This is a genomic window from Amycolatopsis sp. WAC 04197 (genome assembly GCF_003947475.1).
Taxonomy (GTDB): domain Bacteria; phylum Actinomycetota; class Actinomycetes; order Mycobacteriales; family Pseudonocardiaceae; genus Amycolatopsis; species Amycolatopsis japonica.
Window position 1 is genome coordinate 754231 of record NZ_QHJK01000001.1, and the last position, 16172, is coordinate 770402.

Annotated in this window: 15 protein-coding genes; 4 read left to right on the forward strand and 11 right to left on the reverse strand. The window is 68.5% G+C overall.

Annotated elements, in window-relative coordinates; translation table 11 throughout:
- From DMC64_RS03750 to DMC64_RS03765, 4 genes are read left to right on the forward strand one after another with little or no spacing between them, the layout of a single operon-like run.
- Positions 1 to 1254, forward strand: a complete 1254-nt coding sequence (locus DMC64_RS03750; RefSeq protein ID WP_370323655.1) for an O-antigen ligase family protein — start codon at positions 1 to 3, stop codon at positions 1252 to 1254.
- A complete protein-coding gene (locus DMC64_RS03755) occupies positions 1251 to 2453 on the forward strand; it encodes a glycosyltransferase family 4 protein (protein WP_125732056.1) in 1203 nt (400 codons plus the stop codon). The genes DMC64_RS03750 and DMC64_RS03755 overlap by 4 nt, the downstream gene beginning before the upstream one ends.
- Positions 2450 to 3097 (forward strand): phosphatase PAP2 family protein, encoded by a 648-nt coding sequence (locus DMC64_RS03760; RefSeq protein ID WP_125732058.1) that lies wholly within the window; start codon positions 2450 to 2452, stop codon positions 3095 to 3097. The genes DMC64_RS03755 and DMC64_RS03760 overlap by 4 nt, the downstream gene beginning before the upstream one ends.
- Before the next feature lie 44 nt (positions 3098 to 3141).
- The gene (locus DMC64_RS03765) at positions 3142 to 3942 is read left to right on the forward strand and encodes a bifunctional 2-polyprenyl-6-hydroxyphenol methylase/3-demethylubiquinol 3-O-methyltransferase UbiG (RefSeq protein ID WP_125732060.1); all 801 of its coding nucleotides are present in this window, start codon (positions 3142 to 3144) and stop codon (positions 3940 to 3942) included.
- Positions 3943 to 4003: 61 nt separating this feature from the next.
- Here the strand turns inward: DMC64_RS03765 and DMC64_RS03770 are convergent, their stop codons facing one another.
- The 11 genes from DMC64_RS03770 to DMC64_RS03820 are packed head-to-tail and all read right to left on the reverse strand — an operon-like array spanning position 4004 to position 15859.
- The gene (locus tag DMC64_RS03770) at positions 4004 to 5464 is read right to left on the reverse strand and encodes a right-handed parallel beta-helix repeat-containing protein (protein WP_125732062.1); all 1461 of its coding nucleotides are present in this window, start codon (positions 5462 to 5464) and stop codon (positions 4004 to 4006) included.
- A 55-nt stretch (positions 5465 to 5519) separates the two neighbouring features.
- Complete coding sequence (locus tag DMC64_RS03775; RefSeq protein ID WP_125732064.1) at positions 5520 to 6830, reverse strand: glutamate-1-semialdehyde 2,1-aminomutase; 1311 nt, start codon at positions 6828 to 6830, stop codon at positions 5520 to 5522.
- Between the two features lie 4 nt (positions 6831 to 6834).
- On the reverse strand, positions 6835 to 7383 hold the full coding sequence (locus tag DMC64_RS03780; RefSeq protein WP_125732066.1) for a dTDP-4-dehydrorhamnose 3,5-epimerase family protein: 549 nt from the start codon (positions 7381 to 7383) through the stop codon (positions 6835 to 6837).
- Complete coding sequence (locus tag DMC64_RS03785; RefSeq protein ID WP_052120230.1) at positions 7380 to 8615, reverse strand: polysaccharide pyruvyl transferase family protein; 1236 nt, start codon at positions 8613 to 8615, stop codon at positions 7380 to 7382. The genes DMC64_RS03780 and DMC64_RS03785 overlap by 4 nt, the downstream gene beginning before the upstream one ends.
- Positions 8612 to 9559, reverse strand: a complete 948-nt coding sequence (locus DMC64_RS03790) for a glycosyltransferase family 2 protein (protein WP_125732068.1) — start codon at positions 9557 to 9559, stop codon at positions 8612 to 8614. Before DMC64_RS03790 ends, DMC64_RS03785 begins: the two co-directional genes overlap by 4 nt.
- Positions 9556 to 10821: a hypothetical protein gene (locus DMC64_RS03795; RefSeq protein WP_081975736.1), complete on the reverse strand. Its 1266-nt coding sequence runs from the start codon at positions 10819 to 10821 to the stop codon at positions 9556 to 9558. The genes DMC64_RS03790 and DMC64_RS03795 overlap by 4 nt, the downstream gene beginning before the upstream one ends.
- A gap of 56 nt (positions 10822 to 10877) precedes the next feature.
- The gene (locus DMC64_RS03800; RefSeq protein ID WP_125732070.1) at positions 10878 to 12158 is read right to left on the reverse strand and encodes a DUF4910 domain-containing protein; all 1281 of its coding nucleotides are present in this window, start codon (positions 12156 to 12158) and stop codon (positions 10878 to 10880) included.
- Positions 12158 to 13180, reverse strand: a complete 1023-nt coding sequence (locus DMC64_RS03805; RefSeq protein WP_125732072.1) for an NAD(P)-dependent oxidoreductase — start codon at positions 13178 to 13180, stop codon at positions 12158 to 12160. Before DMC64_RS03805 ends, DMC64_RS03800 begins: the two co-directional genes overlap by 1 nt.
- Positions 13181 to 13185: 5 nt before the next feature.
- Positions 13186 to 13839: a PIG-L deacetylase family protein gene (locus DMC64_RS03810; protein ID WP_125732074.1), complete on the reverse strand. Its 654-nt coding sequence runs from the start codon at positions 13837 to 13839 to the stop codon at positions 13186 to 13188.
- Positions 13836 to 14627, reverse strand: a complete 792-nt coding sequence (locus DMC64_RS03815) for a sugar phosphate nucleotidyltransferase (protein WP_125732076.1) — start codon at positions 14625 to 14627, stop codon at positions 13836 to 13838. The genes DMC64_RS03810 and DMC64_RS03815 overlap by 4 nt, the downstream gene beginning before the upstream one ends.
- Positions 14624 to 15859 (reverse strand): class I SAM-dependent methyltransferase, encoded by a 1236-nt coding sequence (locus DMC64_RS03820; protein ID WP_125732078.1) that lies wholly within the window; start codon positions 15857 to 15859, stop codon positions 14624 to 14626. The genes DMC64_RS03815 and DMC64_RS03820 overlap by 4 nt, the downstream gene beginning before the upstream one ends.
- Between the last annotated feature and the right edge of the window lie 313 nt (positions 15860 to 16172).

Consider the following 16172-nt stretch of genomic DNA (forward strand, 5'->3'; position numbering starts at 1 on the left):
ATGCGGCCGAGAACCCGTTTCCCGCATCTGCCCCGGGGCGAACGTCCCTCGCAGTCGCCGGGCATGCCGAAGGCGGTCGCCTTCGTCTGGGCGCTGCTGATCCTGAACACCCTCGGCTCCACCGGAGCGACGACGGTCATCCCGATCCCGCGTTCGGTGATCCAGCTGGTCACCATGGGCTCGCTCGTCCTGGCGTTCTGTATCGCGCTGGCGCTGAACCTCCGGCTCCGGATCCGGCCGAGCGCGTACCTGCTGCTGCTCAGCATCCTCGTGGTGCTGAGCCTTCTGGCGAGCTTGAACCTCGAAGTCGGTCTCGGCGCGCTGTTCCGCTGCTTCCGGTTCGGCCTGTTCGTCAGCACGCTGTGGCTGCTGACGCGGTGGTGGGACGGCGGGATCCGGCTCGTCCGCCAGCACATCCGGACCTATTCGGTGGTGCTGGTGACGGTCGTCGCCGGGCTGGCGGCGTCACCGGGGATCGCGCTGGCGGAGGAGTACGGCGGACGGCTGACCGGCACGATCTGGCCGCTGACCCCGCCGCAGGTCGGGCAGTACTCGGCGGTGGTCATCGGGCTCACGCTGCTGCTGTGGCTCGGTGGCGAACTCGACCGCCTGAACGCGTTGATCGTCATCGTCCCGTCGATCGGCATCCTGCTGCTGACCCACACCCGCACCGCCACGCTCGGGCTGATCGCCGGGGTCCTGATCGCGTTGCTGTCGCTCTGGATGTCCAGCGCGCGGGCCAGGAAGGTGTTCGCCGGGGCCGCGCTGATCGGAGCCGTCTCCACCGTCGTCCTCGGTTCCCTGCTGCAGGCGTGGTTCCTGCGCGGCCAGAGTTCGGAGAACTTCTCCAGCCTCACCGGCCGGGCGAAGGTGTGGGACGCGCTGCTGTCCGACCCGCGCACGATCGGCGAGTACATCTTCGGTGTCGGGCTGACGAACAAGTCCTACATCGGCCTGCCCATCGACAACAGCTGGCTCGCGGTCTATCACGAACAGGGCTACGTCGGGATCGCGATCGTCGCGGCCTTCATGCTCGTGCTGATCGTGGTCGCCGCGCTGCGGCCGCCTTCGCTGGCCAGGGCGTGCGCGATCTTCCTGATCACCTACTGCGTTTCGGCGTCCTACACCGAGGCGGGACTCGGTGACGCGTCGCCGTACCTGCTGCATCTGGCGCTGGCGGCGTCGCTGCTGGTGCGGGTGCCGTCCGAACCCGTCGTCGAGAAGAAGTTCATTCCGGCCAAGGAGCCTGCGTGAAGGTCCTCGTGGTCCACAACCGCTACCGGTCCGAACAGCCGAGCGGGGAGAACAACGTCGTCGACCAGGAGGTCGCGCTGCTCGCGGCCGCCGGGCACGACGTCGGCCTCTTCGAACGGCGCAGTGACGACATCTCCGCGATGTCGTTGCCGCGCAAGGCCGTCGTCCCGCTCCAGGTGCCGTGGAACCGGGCAGTGCGCGCCGACCTCGGCCGGCGGCTGACCGAAGACCGGCCGGACGTCGTCCACGTCCACAACACCTTCCCGCTGCTGTCGCCGTCGGTGCTGGCGGCGTGCGCGGACGTCGGCGTGCCCGTCGTCGCGACGGTGCACAACTACACGCTGATCTGCCCGCCCGGCACGCTGTACCGCGACGGGCGGGTGTGCACGGACTGCGTCGGCCGGACGCCGGCGCCCGCGGTCCGGCACGGCTGCTACCGCGGTTCGGCGCTCGCGACCGTGCCGATGGCGGCGAGCCTGCTGCTCAACCGGCGTCGCTGGTGGTCCGGCGTGTCCCGGTTCTTCTGCATCTCACGGGCGCAGCGCGAAACCCTGATCGCCGCGGGCATGCCCGCCGGACGGCTGGCGGTGAAGTACAACTTCGTCACCGATCCCGGGATCAGGCGCACGGGCACCGGCGAGCATGTGCTGTTCCTCGGCCGGATCACCGCGGAGAAGGGCATCGGCCTGCTCATGGCGGCCTGGGACCGGCTCGCGGCGGCGGGTGGGCTCGGTATGCCGCTGGTGATCGCGGGTACCGGGCCGATGCAGGACGAGGTCGCCCGCTGGGCCGAGGGCCGTGAAGACGTCCGCTACGAAGGACTGCGCACCAAGGCGGAATGCGCCGAACTCCTCACCCGGGCCGCGGTCGCGGTGGCGCCGTCGGAATGGCTGGAGACGTTCGGGCTGGTGGTCGTCGAGGCGATGGCCGCCGGTGTCCCGACCCTCGCCGCCGCGCACGGCGCGTTCCGCGAACTCGTCGAGGACGGCGTGACCGGGGCGCTGCACGAGCCCGGCGACGAAGAATCACTGGCGCGGCGGCTGCGGGAGATCGTCGGAGACGTCGAACGGAACCGCGAACTCGGCAAGGCCGCGAGGCTGGTCTACGAACAGGAATTCACCCCCGAGGTGGGGCTGGAGCGGCTGATCGGCGGCTACGAGGACGCGATCGAGGCGGCCGAGCGGGTGGTCGCGGAGTGAAAGAGGGCGTACTGGCGGCACCACGGGCCCTGCCGCCGGTGCTCCGCCCGGCCGCGTTCGTCCTCGCCGTCATCGGCGTGCTCACCGCGTCGGTACTGGGACTCGGTTACGCGGGCACTTCGGCACCGACCGGACCGGACGCGACACTCGTGGACGCGCTCGCCTGGTCCGGCGATCCCTGGTGGACCATCGCGACCGTGATCGATTTCGTCGGCGAACCCGTCGGCGCGGCCCTCACGCTGATCCTGTTCTCCGGGCTGTGCCTGTATTCGCGGCGGCCACGCACCGCCGTCACCGGTGTGGTGGCGGTATTGGTCACCGTGGGCCTGACGAGCGGGCTGAAACCGCTGACCGGCCGGTACATCCACGGCGAATTCCTGTCGTATCCGAGCGGGCACACCGGGTTCGTCGCCGCGCTGGCCTTCACCGCCGCGCTCGGTGCCTTCGGCGGTCTTCGGCGCGGGCCGGCCACGGCGCTGCTGGTCGTCGTGGTCTTCGCCGCCGGAACGGCGATGGGCTGGGCCCAGGTAACGATGGGCGCGCACTACCCGACTGACACGCTGGGCGGCCTCGGTGTGGCACTCGCGGTGGTCCCGGCGGTCGCGTCGCTCACGGACAGGGTGTCGGCCCGGCGAACGCCGTGAACGCTATTTCCCCGAAAACCGCGCAGCGAAAGGAAGGCCATCCCATGTCTCTCCTCGATACCGCCAAGCGGGTCGCCGCACGGGCGGAGGATCTCGGCCAGCGCGCGCTGGCCACGGTCGGTGCCAAACAATCGGAATCCGCCATCTCGGCCGATTCGCAGGGATATTGGAACGCGCCGGACGGGAAAAGATGGAAGGACAATTCCCATTGGCGTGATTCCGGCACGTTCGACGGCAACGACCTCTGGTCGGAAATCGGCGCACGGCATCTGGAGATGTTCGAAGGCGGTGCCCGGCTGGCGGGGTTCGACCGGCCGTGGAACCGCGTCATCGAATGGGGTTGCGGCGGTGGTGCGAACGCCGTCCACTTCGCCCCGCGCGCCCAGGAATTCATCGGCGTCGACATCTCCGCCGAGACACTGGCCGAATGCGGGAAACAGGTCGCGAACGTCTGCGACACCCCCTTCCAGGCCGTCGACATCGACGTCGCGAATCCCGAAGCCGCGCTCTCGGTGGTGAAGGAACCGTGCGATGTGTACGTGAGCTTCTACGTTTTCGAGCTCATTCCGACGCCGGAGTACGGCGAGCGTCTGCTCCGCATCGCGCGGGAACTGCTCGTCCCCGGCGGGCTCGCGCTGATCCAGATCAAGTACGACCCCGGCACCTGGCGGACGCGGTCGCGCCGTCGCTCGTACCGCTCGGGGCTGGCGGCGATGACGACCTACCGCGTCGACGCCTTCTGGCAGCTGGCGGAGCGGTGCGGGTTCACGCCCAAGGCGATCCAGCTGGTGCCGAAGAACGAGCTGGACGAACGGTACGCGTACTTCTTCCTGCAGAAGGACTGACCGCCGCCGGAAAGACGTGACTCGCGTGATCGGTCTCCGATCACGCGAGTCACGTGAAGCGTCAGCAGCCGCCGGCGCCGTCGAAGGTGCTGCAGGGGTCCTGCCGATACGGAGCCGCCTGCCAAGCCGGCACATCGAGGGACCGTGACGCGTCATGCGCCACGAACGACCAATGCCCGAGGTAGGTGTTCGAGAACCACTCGTTGTCCTGCCCGAAGGTCACCGCGTCGGACACGACGTTGCCGCGGTACGGCGACCAGGACGGATAGGTGCCGTAATTCGCGAGCACCGCCATCCGGCCGCACAGCCCCGTGCAGTCGGGAGCACTGCGGAAAACGTTGTCGTGCACGTTGACCCGCTGCGTCTTCCAGCGGCAATCGTCGTACGCCGGTGGTCGCGCGATCGACTCGGGCGCGCATTCCGACGGCGAGGAGACGACCCGGGTGCAGGTTCCGGTCGAAGTGTTCGACGGGCTGTTGCAGAACCGGTCCGCGTTCTCCCACAGGGTCAGCCCGCCCCAGTTGTCCTCGAACTCGTTCTCCGCGATCTCGATCATGTCGGTCCGCGCCGGGAGCCGCGGCTCGCCGCCGGATTCGCTCAGATACACCGCGGCGACCGGGAAGTTGTTGCCCCGCGCGGCGAAATCGCGGCCCATCACCAGGGTGTTGCGACGGAAGGTGTTGCTGCGGATGATCAGGTTGTAGCTGATCTCGTAGAACAGCGCCTCGGCTTCGTTGTCCTCGATCACGTTGTCTTCGATGACGAAATCGTTGTTGTTCGTGTCCGCCCAGAGCCCGGCGCCGTGGTTGTGGTGCACCCAGTTCCCCCGGATGTCCGCGCCGTCGACCGCCCAGAACTTCGCCCCGCCACTGCAACCGCAGCCGGGCACCTTCTTTTCCCAGTTCTCGGTGTTGTTCCCGGCGATCTCGTTGCCCTCGATGACGAGCCCGCTGATGCCGTTGCCCGCGCGATAGGCGTTGATGCCGTACTGCCCGTTGTTCCGCAGGCAGTTCCCGAGCACCTGCTGCCGGGGCCCGGCCATCATCGCCGCGCCGCGGTTGTCCTCGATGACGTTGCCCTCGATCACCCAGTGCTCGCCGGAATCGTGGTTCACCACGCCCTGGTCCTGCGGGGCGGCGAAGCCGCGGATGGTCAGCCCACGGATGACGACGTCCTTCGCCTGCTGGGTGAACGCCGCCCGGTTGACGCCGCGGCCGTCCAGGACCGCGCCGGGCGCGCCGAGGTAGACGTTGCCGTCCTTCGGGATCACCTGGCTGTACGGGTCGTCGGCGAGGATGTGCGTGCCGGCGGCGAGCCAGAACGTCGTCCCCGGCGGATGCGCCGCGGTCTCGATCGAAAGATGTTCGCCGGGTTCGACGACGACGGCGTCCTCCGGTTTGGGGAAACTCGCCGGTCCGGACGCGCAGACGGCCGGCGCCTCGGCCGCCGCTGCCACGGCGGTGAAGGAGCCGGCCGTCAAGACCACCGACAGCGCGAACGCCGTCGTTCTTGCCCAAGTCATACGAATCAAGGTAAATCACCGCGCAGCGCAGAGGAGGGACACGAACGAGTGGTCCTCAGGAATACTTACGGAACACCGGTTTCACCGGCCTGCCACCCATCCATTGCGACGGGTCTCCGAGATCGAGCGCCTTCCGGTAGGTGGTGCAGGCCCGCGCGACGACGTCGATCGTCTTGTCGATGTCGTCCTCGGTCAGCCCGGCACTGACCACGAAGGACGGTCCGAGCACACCGCCGCTGATCAGCTCCCGCATGAACAGCGTCCGATACGCCTGTGACGGCTCACGCGCTTCGTCGAGCGTCGCGAACACCAGGTTGCTCGCCCTACCGCGCACGAGCACGTGCTCGCCGACTTCGGCGCTCGCGGCGACTTCGCGGACCCCGGCGGCGAGCCGGTCGCCCAGTTCGTGCAGGCGCGCGGTGATGCCTTCTTCGGCGTAGGTGTCGAAGACGGCGATCGAAGCGGCCAGGCAATGCGTTTCGGCGCCGTGCGTGGTCGAAAGCAGGAAGACCCGCTCGCGGTGGTCGTGCGTACCGCCCAGCTCCATGTACTCCCGTTTGCCCGCCAGCGCCGAGACACCGAAACCGTTGCCCAGCGCCTTGCCGAACGTCGAGAGATCCGGCGTGACTCCGTACAGCCCTTGGGCGCCGGACGCCGACCAGCGGAACCCGGTGATCATCTCGTCGAAGACCAGCAGGGTGCCGTACCGGTCGCACAGCTCGCGCAGCCCGGCGAGATACCCGTCCGGCGGCTCCTGCTGCGTCGCGGCTTCCAGGACGAGACAGGCGACCTCATCGGTCCGCAACACCTCTTCGGTGGCCGCGAGATCGCCGTAGGGGAAGGAAACCGTCAGCGCGGTGGTCTCGTCCGGGATACCGGCGGGCATCGGCGTCGTGCCGATGAACCAGTCGTCGGTGGAGAAGAACGCGTGATCGCGGCAGATCGCCACGAGCCGCCGTCCGGTCGCCGCCCGCGCCAGCCGGACGGCGGCGGTGGTCGCGTCGGAGCCGTTCTTCGCGAACTTGACCATTTCGGCGGTCGGCACGGCGGCGAGGAACCGTTCCGCGGCTTCGGCTTCGATGATCGACGGCCGGACGAAGTTGGCGCCTTTCGCGATCTCCGTCCGGACGGCTTCGAGGACCCGCGGGTGCGCGTGGCCGAGACTGACCGCGCGAAGTCCCGAGCCGTATTCGATGTATTCGTTCCCGTCGACGTCCCACACATGGCCGGCGAGGCCACGCGCGATGACCGGTGAGAGGTCGTCGGGGTACTGGTCGTTGCCCTTGGCGTAGGTGTGCGCGCCACCGGGGATCGCCCGGTGCAGTCGTTCGTTCGCCTGGTCGGAGCGCGGCAAGGGGCGGTTCACGTGATCACCTCGTGGTCGTCAGTGCGGCGGCTAGAGGAGGAGCGTGTGCGTCACGTTCGGACACCGCGCTGATCGGGAGCGGCCACGGGATGGCCAGTTCGGGATCGGCGTACGAGATCGCGATGTCCTCGGCCGGATCGTGCGGCCGGTCGATGCGGTAGGAGATGTCCGCCGGGTCGGTGAGCGCCTGGAAACCGTGCGCGCAACCCGCCGGGATGTACAGGGAGACCTGGGTCTCCCCGGTGAGCTCGAACCCTTTCACGGTCCGGAAGGTGGGGGAGTCCGGCCGCAGGTCCACGATGACGTCGAAGATCGCGCCGGAGGAGCACCGGACCAGTTTGGCCTCGCCGCGTCCGCCGCGCAGGTGCATCCCCCGGACGACACCCTTGCGTGAACGCGAAATGCTGTCCTGGGCGAAGCCGCCCGGGTCGATGCCCACCGACGCGACGACCTCGCTGTCGAAGGTGCGGCTGAAGAATCCGCGCTCGTCGGCGAACGGGGTCGGCGTGAAGAGGTAGGCGCCTTCGATTTCGGGGACCGGCTCGGCCTTCATCGGACCTCCTTGGCCGTGCGGAACAGGATCTCGTCGAGGACGTCGTACTGCTTTTCCAGCAGTTTCCGCTTGGCGGCGCTGCGATCGCGCAGCCGCTGCCAGAACTCTTCGGGTTCGGCCTCGAGTTCGGCGAGTTGCCGGACGAGCAGGTCGACGTCGACGGCGCGGGCGGACTGGCAGTACTCCGCCAGTCCCATGTTCGCCATGATGCTGTCCATCTTCTGTGAATAACTGATCGAGATCGTCGGTTTCGCGAGTTTCAGCGAACACAGGACGTTGTGGTAGCGGGTCCCGACGACGGCGCCGAGGGAGGCGATCTCGGTGAGGAGGTCGCCCAGCGTGGGCAGTTTCGCCGCGGTCACCCGGTTCGGGTCGAGGCCGGGCCGGTGTTCGCGCAGGTCGGCGAAGATCCGCTCGACCACCGGATCGTCGATCTCGTCCCCGGTGAGCAGCCGGACCTCGCGTCCGTCGTCGACCAGCCTGCGCACGAACCGTTTCATCGCGTCCACATAGGACGAATGGATCTCGTCGCCGTGACGCCGGTCGTCGTTGCCGCCGTGGAACTCCATGACACCGACGCCGACGACGTCCGACGGCCGTCCGGCGGGGATCGGCAGGGCGAAGGCCAGGTCCGGGTAGACGTCGTCCTTCGCGGTGTCGAGCCCCATCTCGGCCCAGGCGTCGCGGGACAGTTCGTCGCGGAAGGAGCGGTAATGCGCGGAGCGGGCGGCGATCCGGTACAGCCGTCGCGTGGTCCGCTGCCGGATGACGTTCGACCCGACGTTCAGCAGCGCGACCCTGGTGCCCCACAGCCTGCCCGACACCCCCAGCAACGCCATCGCGTACGGGAAACCCCAGGGGCGCAAGGGAAGCGTGGTTTCGAGGACGCCGGCGCCGGGGACGATCACGACGTCGCAGCGCCGGGTCCAGAAGAGGATCTTGAGTGTGTCGGCGACCTTGCCGACGGCTTTCAGCAGCGCCGCGCGAAGCCCTCCCGCGTCGCGGTTGCGCGAGTAGTACCAGAGCAGGGATTCCGCTTTGACGCCGTAGCGTGTCTCCACCTGTTCCGGCCCGGAGCAGAGGCAGCTGAGCTCCGCGTCCGGATGTCGTTCCCGCACGTACGCGAGCACGACTTCGAGTGATCCGTCGTTGCCGATGTTCCCTGCCCCCAGAAGGCCGAAGAAGCCGACTCTGGGGTGTCTTCGCGTTCTCGCTCCGGGGCGAGAGCTCACGACGTCCTCCTCTGCCGCCCAGGGACGACGGCGTCGATGTTCATCCGGTCGATTTCGAGTTCGGGGACGCCGTCCTCGGCCCGGTCCTCGTTGCGGCCGCGGGAGCGGTCGGCGAGCCAGGAGGCGAGGTGCCGGTAACACTCGCGCCGGTCCGCGGAGGAGAGCGGCGCCCGGCGGATTCCGCCGACGAAACCGCCGACGTACTCGCCGATCAGCCGCGGCATCGGGTTCCGCACCGGGTCGGCGCGCCGCGGATCGAGGTTCGAACAGCGTTTGCGGATGCCGGGGTTCGCCCGTTCCGCGCGGCCGGGGTGGTCGCGGCGGAAGTACTGCACCTCGGGGACCTGGTGGAACGGACCGTGAAGGCTCAATTCGGCCACGAAGGTGCGGTCGGCGTGGTGATAGCTGTCGAGCGGCTTGACCCGGCGAAGCACGTTCGTGCGCATCACGCCGTAGAAGTCGTCGCCGCCCGTTTCGAACAGCAGGCTGCGGAACCGCGCCGGTGCGTGCGGGGAGTCCGTGGCCAGCGGATAGTCGAGTTTGTGGGTCACCGAGCCGTGGTCGTCGATGATGGCCTGCCAGCTGTGGGCGACGATCACCTCCGGCCGCTCGTCGAGCGCCTCGATACACAGTTTCAGCAGGTCGCGGCCGTAGAGGTCGTCATGGGAAGCCCATTTGAACAGCTCGCCACGTGCCTCGTCGAGGACACGGTTGTGGTTCGGGGAGGCGCCGACGTTCTTCGGCAGCCGCAGGTACCGGATCCGGGTGTCCCGGCTCGCGTAGTCGCGGCAGATCTCTTCGGTGCCGTCGGTCGAAGCGTTGTCCGAGATGATCAGCTCGAAGTCCTCGTGGCTCTGGCCGAGCAGGGCGTCGAGTGATTCGGACAGGAACTCCTCGCCGTTGTAGACGGGCAAACCGATGCTGAGCCGTGGAACCTGGGTCATACCGTTCCCACCTCTTCGTCGTTCGTGCGCAGCGCGGCCGGTTCCGGCGCGGGCGGCCGGTACTCGCGATACGCGACACGGAGCTGGTACCACCACAGCGCGGCGCCCAGCCAGACCGAGAGCATCGAGCCCCAGGCGGCACCTTCGGCGCCGTCGAGGTAGGCGCCGAAGATCCCGAAGACCACATAGCCCGCCGACGCGACCAGCTGGGCACGGAGACTGCGTTTGGCGGCGCCGAGGGCCCGCAGCCCGGCGGCGGCGCCCGCGGTGAAGCCCGCGGCGGTGACGGACAGGGTCACCGGGAGGATCAGCGGTTCCGCCGCGTCCCAGACCGAGCCCATGATCCAGCGGCCGACGTCGTGGGGGACCAGGAGCAACAGGCCGAGCCCCCACAGCAGGGCCGCGCCGGCCTGGCCGCCGCCGAGTACCACGCAGAAATGCTTCAGCCGGTGCGGGGCGTGCCGCAGGACACGGGCGCCCTCGGCCACCGTCGTGAGCGAAAGCCCCATCAGGAGCGCGAGGAACGGCCCGAGCAGCTGTTCGGCGCCGCGGACCGCGCCGACCGCGGTGATCCCCGCGATCGCGCCGAGCCCGTAGGCCCGCAGCTGGGACGATCCGGCGTTGCTGACGTTCTCGATCAGGTAGCGCACGCTCAGGTCGCGCTGGTCCTTGAGCCAGCCCTTCATCTCCGAGAGCCTCGGCACGATGCCGGTCTGGAACAGCCCGTAGACCGCCGCGACCGCGCCCGCCAGCCCCCAGGCGAGCACGAAGGCGACCACGGTGCCGAAATGCGAGGCGATCGCCAGCGCCGGGATCAGGGCCACGCCCCAGACCGTGTCGTTGACGAACGCCTTCTTCCCGTCGCCCTTCGCGAACAGCGCGAACCGCCAGGCGTCCTGCAGCATCAGGCCGGGGAGCACGGCGCCGAGCGCGATGAACACCCCGCCCAGCGGCTGTACCGCGAGGGAGCCGGCGAGCACGCTGATCAGCCCGGTCACCAGGCCGACCCCGATGGCCGTCCCCGCCGCGCTCGACACCGCGCGGCGCCAGGATTCCTCCGGCACCGCGGAGAAGCGCACCATCATCGGGTCGGTGGCCATGCCGCGCGAGATGTTGAGCACCACGCCGTAGGTCACCCACGCCAGGCTGAACATGCCGAAGGCGAAGGTGCCGAGGGAACGCGCGACGAACAGCCCGACCGCGAAATTGGTCAGACTCGAAACCGCCTGGTCGCCGAGGCCCCAGCTGAGCCTGCCCGCCATGGCCCGCACGGCCCCGGAGGCCAGTGTCGCCCGATGTTTCCCGCTCGTCACCCGCGTCACTCCTTCAGCAATCCGGCGCCCTGCAGCGCGTGAGCGGCGGCGACGACGGAATCGAAGGGGAGACCGGATCGCTGTGCGACGTCGAGCAGGCTGTGCTCGCCGTCCGAGAGGTTGAGCACCCAGAGCATCGCCATCTGGGCCGCCTTGGCGTCACTGCGGCCGCCGAGGGAGTCGTAGAGCCCGCGCTTGCCGAGCTGCGGCTCGCCGTAGGGGCTCAGGTTGACGTAGCGGCGGTTCCGGTCCAGCACCGAGAACGCCTCGCGCAAGGTCGCGAGGGTGTCCTCCATCGCCTCGGTGGACACGAAATCCAGGTCGTCCGCCGACGTGTGGTACTCGGGATAGCCGGCGTACGGCGTCCTGGTCAGCGAGCCGACGCCGAGGTTGAACCCCGGCGAGCAGAACTGCCGCTCGTCGTAGCCGTACGGCGAGAAGTCGAGGATCTCGTGCGGCTTCCCGGCGAGGACGTATTCGAGCACCTTGTCGATCTCGGCGTCCCCGCGGCGGCTTCGCTTGTAGTGCAACGATCCCGGATCGCCCGCGCAGGCGAGCACGATCCCGGCCTCGACCTTGCCGAGCCGTTCGGTGTTGCGCGCGAGCCAGGTGATCGCGCCGATCGTGCCCGGCATGAACAGGAACCGGTACGTGTGATGCGGTTTCCCCTGGGCCAGCCGTTGGGCGAGCGCGGCGGCGACGGCGATACCGGCGACGTTGTCGTTCGCCAGCGACGGATGGCAGGTGTGGCACGACACCAGCACCTCGTCGGTGACCTCGCCGGGCACCACGTGCTCGGCGTAGGTCAGGTGCCCGTCGTCCAAAGTGGAATCGATCCGGACCTCGTACTCGCCGTCCGGCAACGCGTCGAGCGTGTCCTGCGCCAGGCAGAAACCCCACGCCGGCGCGTAGTAGCTCGTCCGGTACGGCACCCACGAAGGCCGGTCCGGCAGGGTGTGGAGGTGCTCGCGCAGTTTCGCCAGCGGCATCTTCTCGTCGACGGGCACGCTGTAGCCGACGACGTGCAGGTTCGACGTCTGGAAGTCGACGACCTTCCGGCCGGACGGATCCTTCACGTAGGCGTCGCGGATGTTCCACTCCCGCGGAACGGTCCAGTCGAGCACCTGGGTCCCGGTCGGCACCTCGTGGACGTCGAGCGGGATGTACTCGCCGAGGATCTCCAGCGTGGCGCGGACGCCGTCGCCGGTGATGCTGCGGCAGAGCGGATACAGGCGCTCGACCAGCTTTCGCAGGTCGGCGCCCGTGTCCAGGGGCTTGTCCGTCATCACCGTCGCCGCAAGGTCTCGTCGATCTCGCCCGCGGCGGTCCGCGAGTTGAGCGTGGCCAGCCGGGTGAAGCGGTTCTTGAAGTCGTGCGCGGTCAGACCGTGCGTGCGGTAGGCGTAGATCAGCTCCAGCGCGCCGTCCTTGACCGACCAGTCGCATTCGAAACCGGGGATGGCCTCGCGGAACCGGGAGAAGTCGACGCGGTACGAGCGCGGGTCGCCCGCGGACTCGCCGGTGATCCGCAACGTCGCGCTGGGCGCGGCCTCGACGACCTGCTGCGCGATCTCGGCCACGGTCACGTTGTTGCGTTCGGTGCCGATGTTGAACGCCTTGCCGTGCACGGCGGCCCTGGGTGCTACCAACACTTCGGAAAAGGCCCGCGCGATGTCCTTCGCGTGCACCAGCGGACGCCACGGCGTCCCGTCCGACATCACCAGGATCTCGCCAGAGACGTGGGCGTGCGCGGTGAGGTTGTTGAGCACGATGTCCGACCGCAGCCGCGGCGAGAAGCCGAACGCGGTCGCGTTGCGCATGTACACCGGGGTGAAATCGTCGTCGGCGAGTTCGTTCAGGTCGTCCTCCACCCGCACCTTCGACTCGGCGTACGGCGTCACCGGGCGCAGCGGCGCGTCCTCGTCGACCAGGTCGTCGCCGCCCGAAGCGCCGTACACCGAGCACGTCGACGCGTAGAGGAACCGCTTCACTCCGGCGTCCTTCGCCAGCTTCGCGAGCTTCACCGAAGCGTGGTGATTGATGTCGTAGGTCAGCTCCGGCGCCAGCGAACCGAGCGGGTCGTTGGACAGCGCCGCGAGGTGGATCACCGCGTCCACGCCGGTCACGTGCTCGGCGGTGACGTCGCGAAGGTCGACTTCGTGGCCCTTGGGGTCTTCGGGTTGCGGGCCCAGCACACAGGCCTCGAAGAGACCGGAGTCGAGGCCGACGACCTCGTGACCGGCGGCGGCCAGCACCGGGGCCATCACCGTGCCCAGGTAACCCTTGTGCCCGGTCAGCAGCACACGCATGGCTTTCAGCCTTTCGGAGTGAGGTCGAGCGTCAGTTTCTTGAGGTCGAAGGCCTCGGCATAGCGCTGCCCGCATTCGATGCCGCGAATGCGGGCGAGGCCGAGGAAGGCTTCCCGGTCGTACCAGGGCCGGTGCCGCTGGGAGGCGTAATGCTCCTGCAGCAGCCGGACCTTTTCTTCGGCGAGCTTGGGGGAAAGCGGCACGTACGCGGTGGGTTTCCCGAGGTCGCCGTCCCATTTCACGATCTCGTACTCCAGCTGGAGATGGGTGCGGAACACCGTCGGCACCAGCTTCGCCAGGCCGCGGTGGTCCTGGTGCGCGTCCGCCGTGCGCGGGGAGAGGACGAGGTCCGGATCGGTGCGGCGGCGCAGCTCCTCCAGCCCGTTCTTGGCCTCTTCCCAGTGCGCGGGGAGCCGGCCGTCGGGCAGTTTGAGCACGGTGACCTCGACGTCGGCGCCCGGGCAGAAGGCCGCGAGCGCCGCGCGCTCCTCGGTCTCCCGCTCGGTGCCGCCGCCGGAAAGGACGAGGGCGTCCACCCGGACACCCGGGTTGGCGGCGCAGACGGTCAGCAGCGTGCCGCCCGCCCCGATGGCGATGTCGTCACAGTGCGCGCCGAGGGCGACGATCCGCTGGACGCCGCCGGTGCCGAGCTCGATCACGCCGTGCTCGCCGCTTCGCGTTCCCAGCGTGCCCAGGGACGGTCTCCGTGCGCGTACGCGTCGTCCAGCTGGACGCGCTCCTTGACGGTGTCGGTCGGCTTCCAGAACCCGCGGTACGGGTACGCGAGCAGCTTGCCCTGTTTGGCGAGCTCGCCGCAGCCGTCGGCGACCAGGTCGCCGCCCTCGGGGATGTGGTCGAAGATCTCCTGGCGCAGCACGAAGTACCCGCCGTTCTCCCACAGCGGCATCTCGCTGACCGGGGTCAGCGCGCCGATGCGGCCGTCCTCGCCCATTTCGACGCAGTGGAACGACGACTGCGGCGGCACGACCATCATCGAGGCGCCGGCGTCGGATGCCGAGAACCGCTCGATCATCTCCGGCAACGGGGCGTCGGTGAGGACGTCGGCGTAGTTGGCGAGGAACATCTCGTCGCCCTCGAGATACGGGCGCACCCGGCGCAGCCGTTCGCCGATGGCCGATTCGAGACCGGTCTGCACGAAGGTGATCGACCAGTCCGCGATGTCGGTCGACAGCAGTTCGGCCTTGCCGCGGCGCAGGACGAAATCGTTGGAGGTGGTCTCCTGGTAATTGAGGAAGAACTCCTTGATGTGGTGCGCGCCGTAGCCGAGACAGAGGATGAACTCGGTGTGGCCGAAATGCGCGTAGTACCGCATCACGTGCCAGATCAGGGGTCTGGGGCCGACCATGGCCATCGGCTTGGGCACGTCGGACGCGTCACCGTTGCGCATCCGCATGCCGTAGCCGCCGCAGAAGAGGACTACCTTCACGACTTCACCTCGACGATTTCCAGGTGCGGGATGGGGAAGACCAGTTTCCCGCCCCATTCGTCCACATAGGACAATTGGGCGGTCAGCTCCTTCCGGAGGTTCCACGGAAGGACGAGCACGTAATCGGGCCGGTCCGCTTCGATGCGCTCCGGCGGCAGGATCGGGATCCGGGTGCCGGGGGTGAACCGGCCGTGCTTGTACGGGTTGCGGTCGACGGTGTACCGCAGCACGTCCGGGCGGATACCGCAGTGGTTCAGCAGCGTGTTGCCCTTGCCGGGGGCGCCGTAACCGACGACGGTCTTGCCTTCGAGCGCGGCGTCGGTGAGGAACTTGTTCAGCTCGAGCCGGACCTTGGTGACCCGCTCGGAGAATTCGGTGTAGCCGGACATTTCGTGCAGTCCGGCCGCCTTTTCGGCGTCGAGGACCTGCATCATCCGCTCGCTCGGCTCACCGGCGACGGCGTCGGGGCGTGCCCACAGCCGGATCGAACCGCCGTGCGTGGGCAGGAGTTCGACGTCCACAACGGACAATCCGCCGCGCGCGAGGGCCCGGCGCGCGGATTCCACCGTGTAGTACTGGAAGTGCTCGTGATAGATCGTGTCGTACTGGTTCTCCTGGATCAGCGTCAGCAGGTGCTGGACCTCGATGCTGACCCAGCCGTCATCGGCGACCAGGGCGCGGAGCCCGTGCGTGAAACCGATGATGTCCGGGATGTGCGCGTAAACGTTGTTCGCCACGACGAGGTCGGCGGGACCGTGCTCCTCGCGGACGGCACGTCCGCTTTCGGCACCGAGGAAGGCGGTCTTCGTCGGCACCCCGGCGTCACGCGCGGCTTGGCCCACGTTCACCGAAGGTTCCACGCCGAGGCAACGGATCTTCTGCGCCACAACGTGTTTGAGGAGATAGCCGTCGTTGCTGGCGACCTCGACGACGAACGAGGACCCGTCGAGCCCCAGCCGCTCGACGGCGCCGTCGACGAACGTTTTGGCGTGGTCGACCCAAGAGGCGGAATACGACGAGAAGTACGCGTATTCGGTGAAAGTCTCTTCCGGGGTGATCAGCGGCGGGATCTGGGCCAGCCAGCATTCGGTGCAGACCCGCAGGTGCAGGGGGTAGGTCGGCTCCGGCTCCTGCAGCTGCTCCGCGGTCAGGAATCGTTCGCACGGCGGCGTCGCCCCGAGGTCGACGACACTGGCGAGATGGGCCGAGCCGCAGAGACGGCAGGTGGTCATCGAGAGGCTCCTTGGCTCGCGTCACGTATCCCAGACGTCGGCACCTCGGGTCGCCTCGTTACATGCCTTCCAGGGGTCTCACGCTTCCGTCTCACAACCGAAACCTGACGTCTCGGCCATCGGCGCAGACGCCTCCGCCATCCGGGCGCGGGCAACCCCACCCGATCGCGTTCAGCCGACTAAACGCGCCCTGCCCCAGCCTCCCGACCTCGATCGCGTTTAGCCGACTAAACGCGATCCGCCAGGCCCCCACGGACGTCGCGAAAGCCACTTTCGCGACGTCTGATGTCCCGAAAGTGGCTTTCGCGACATC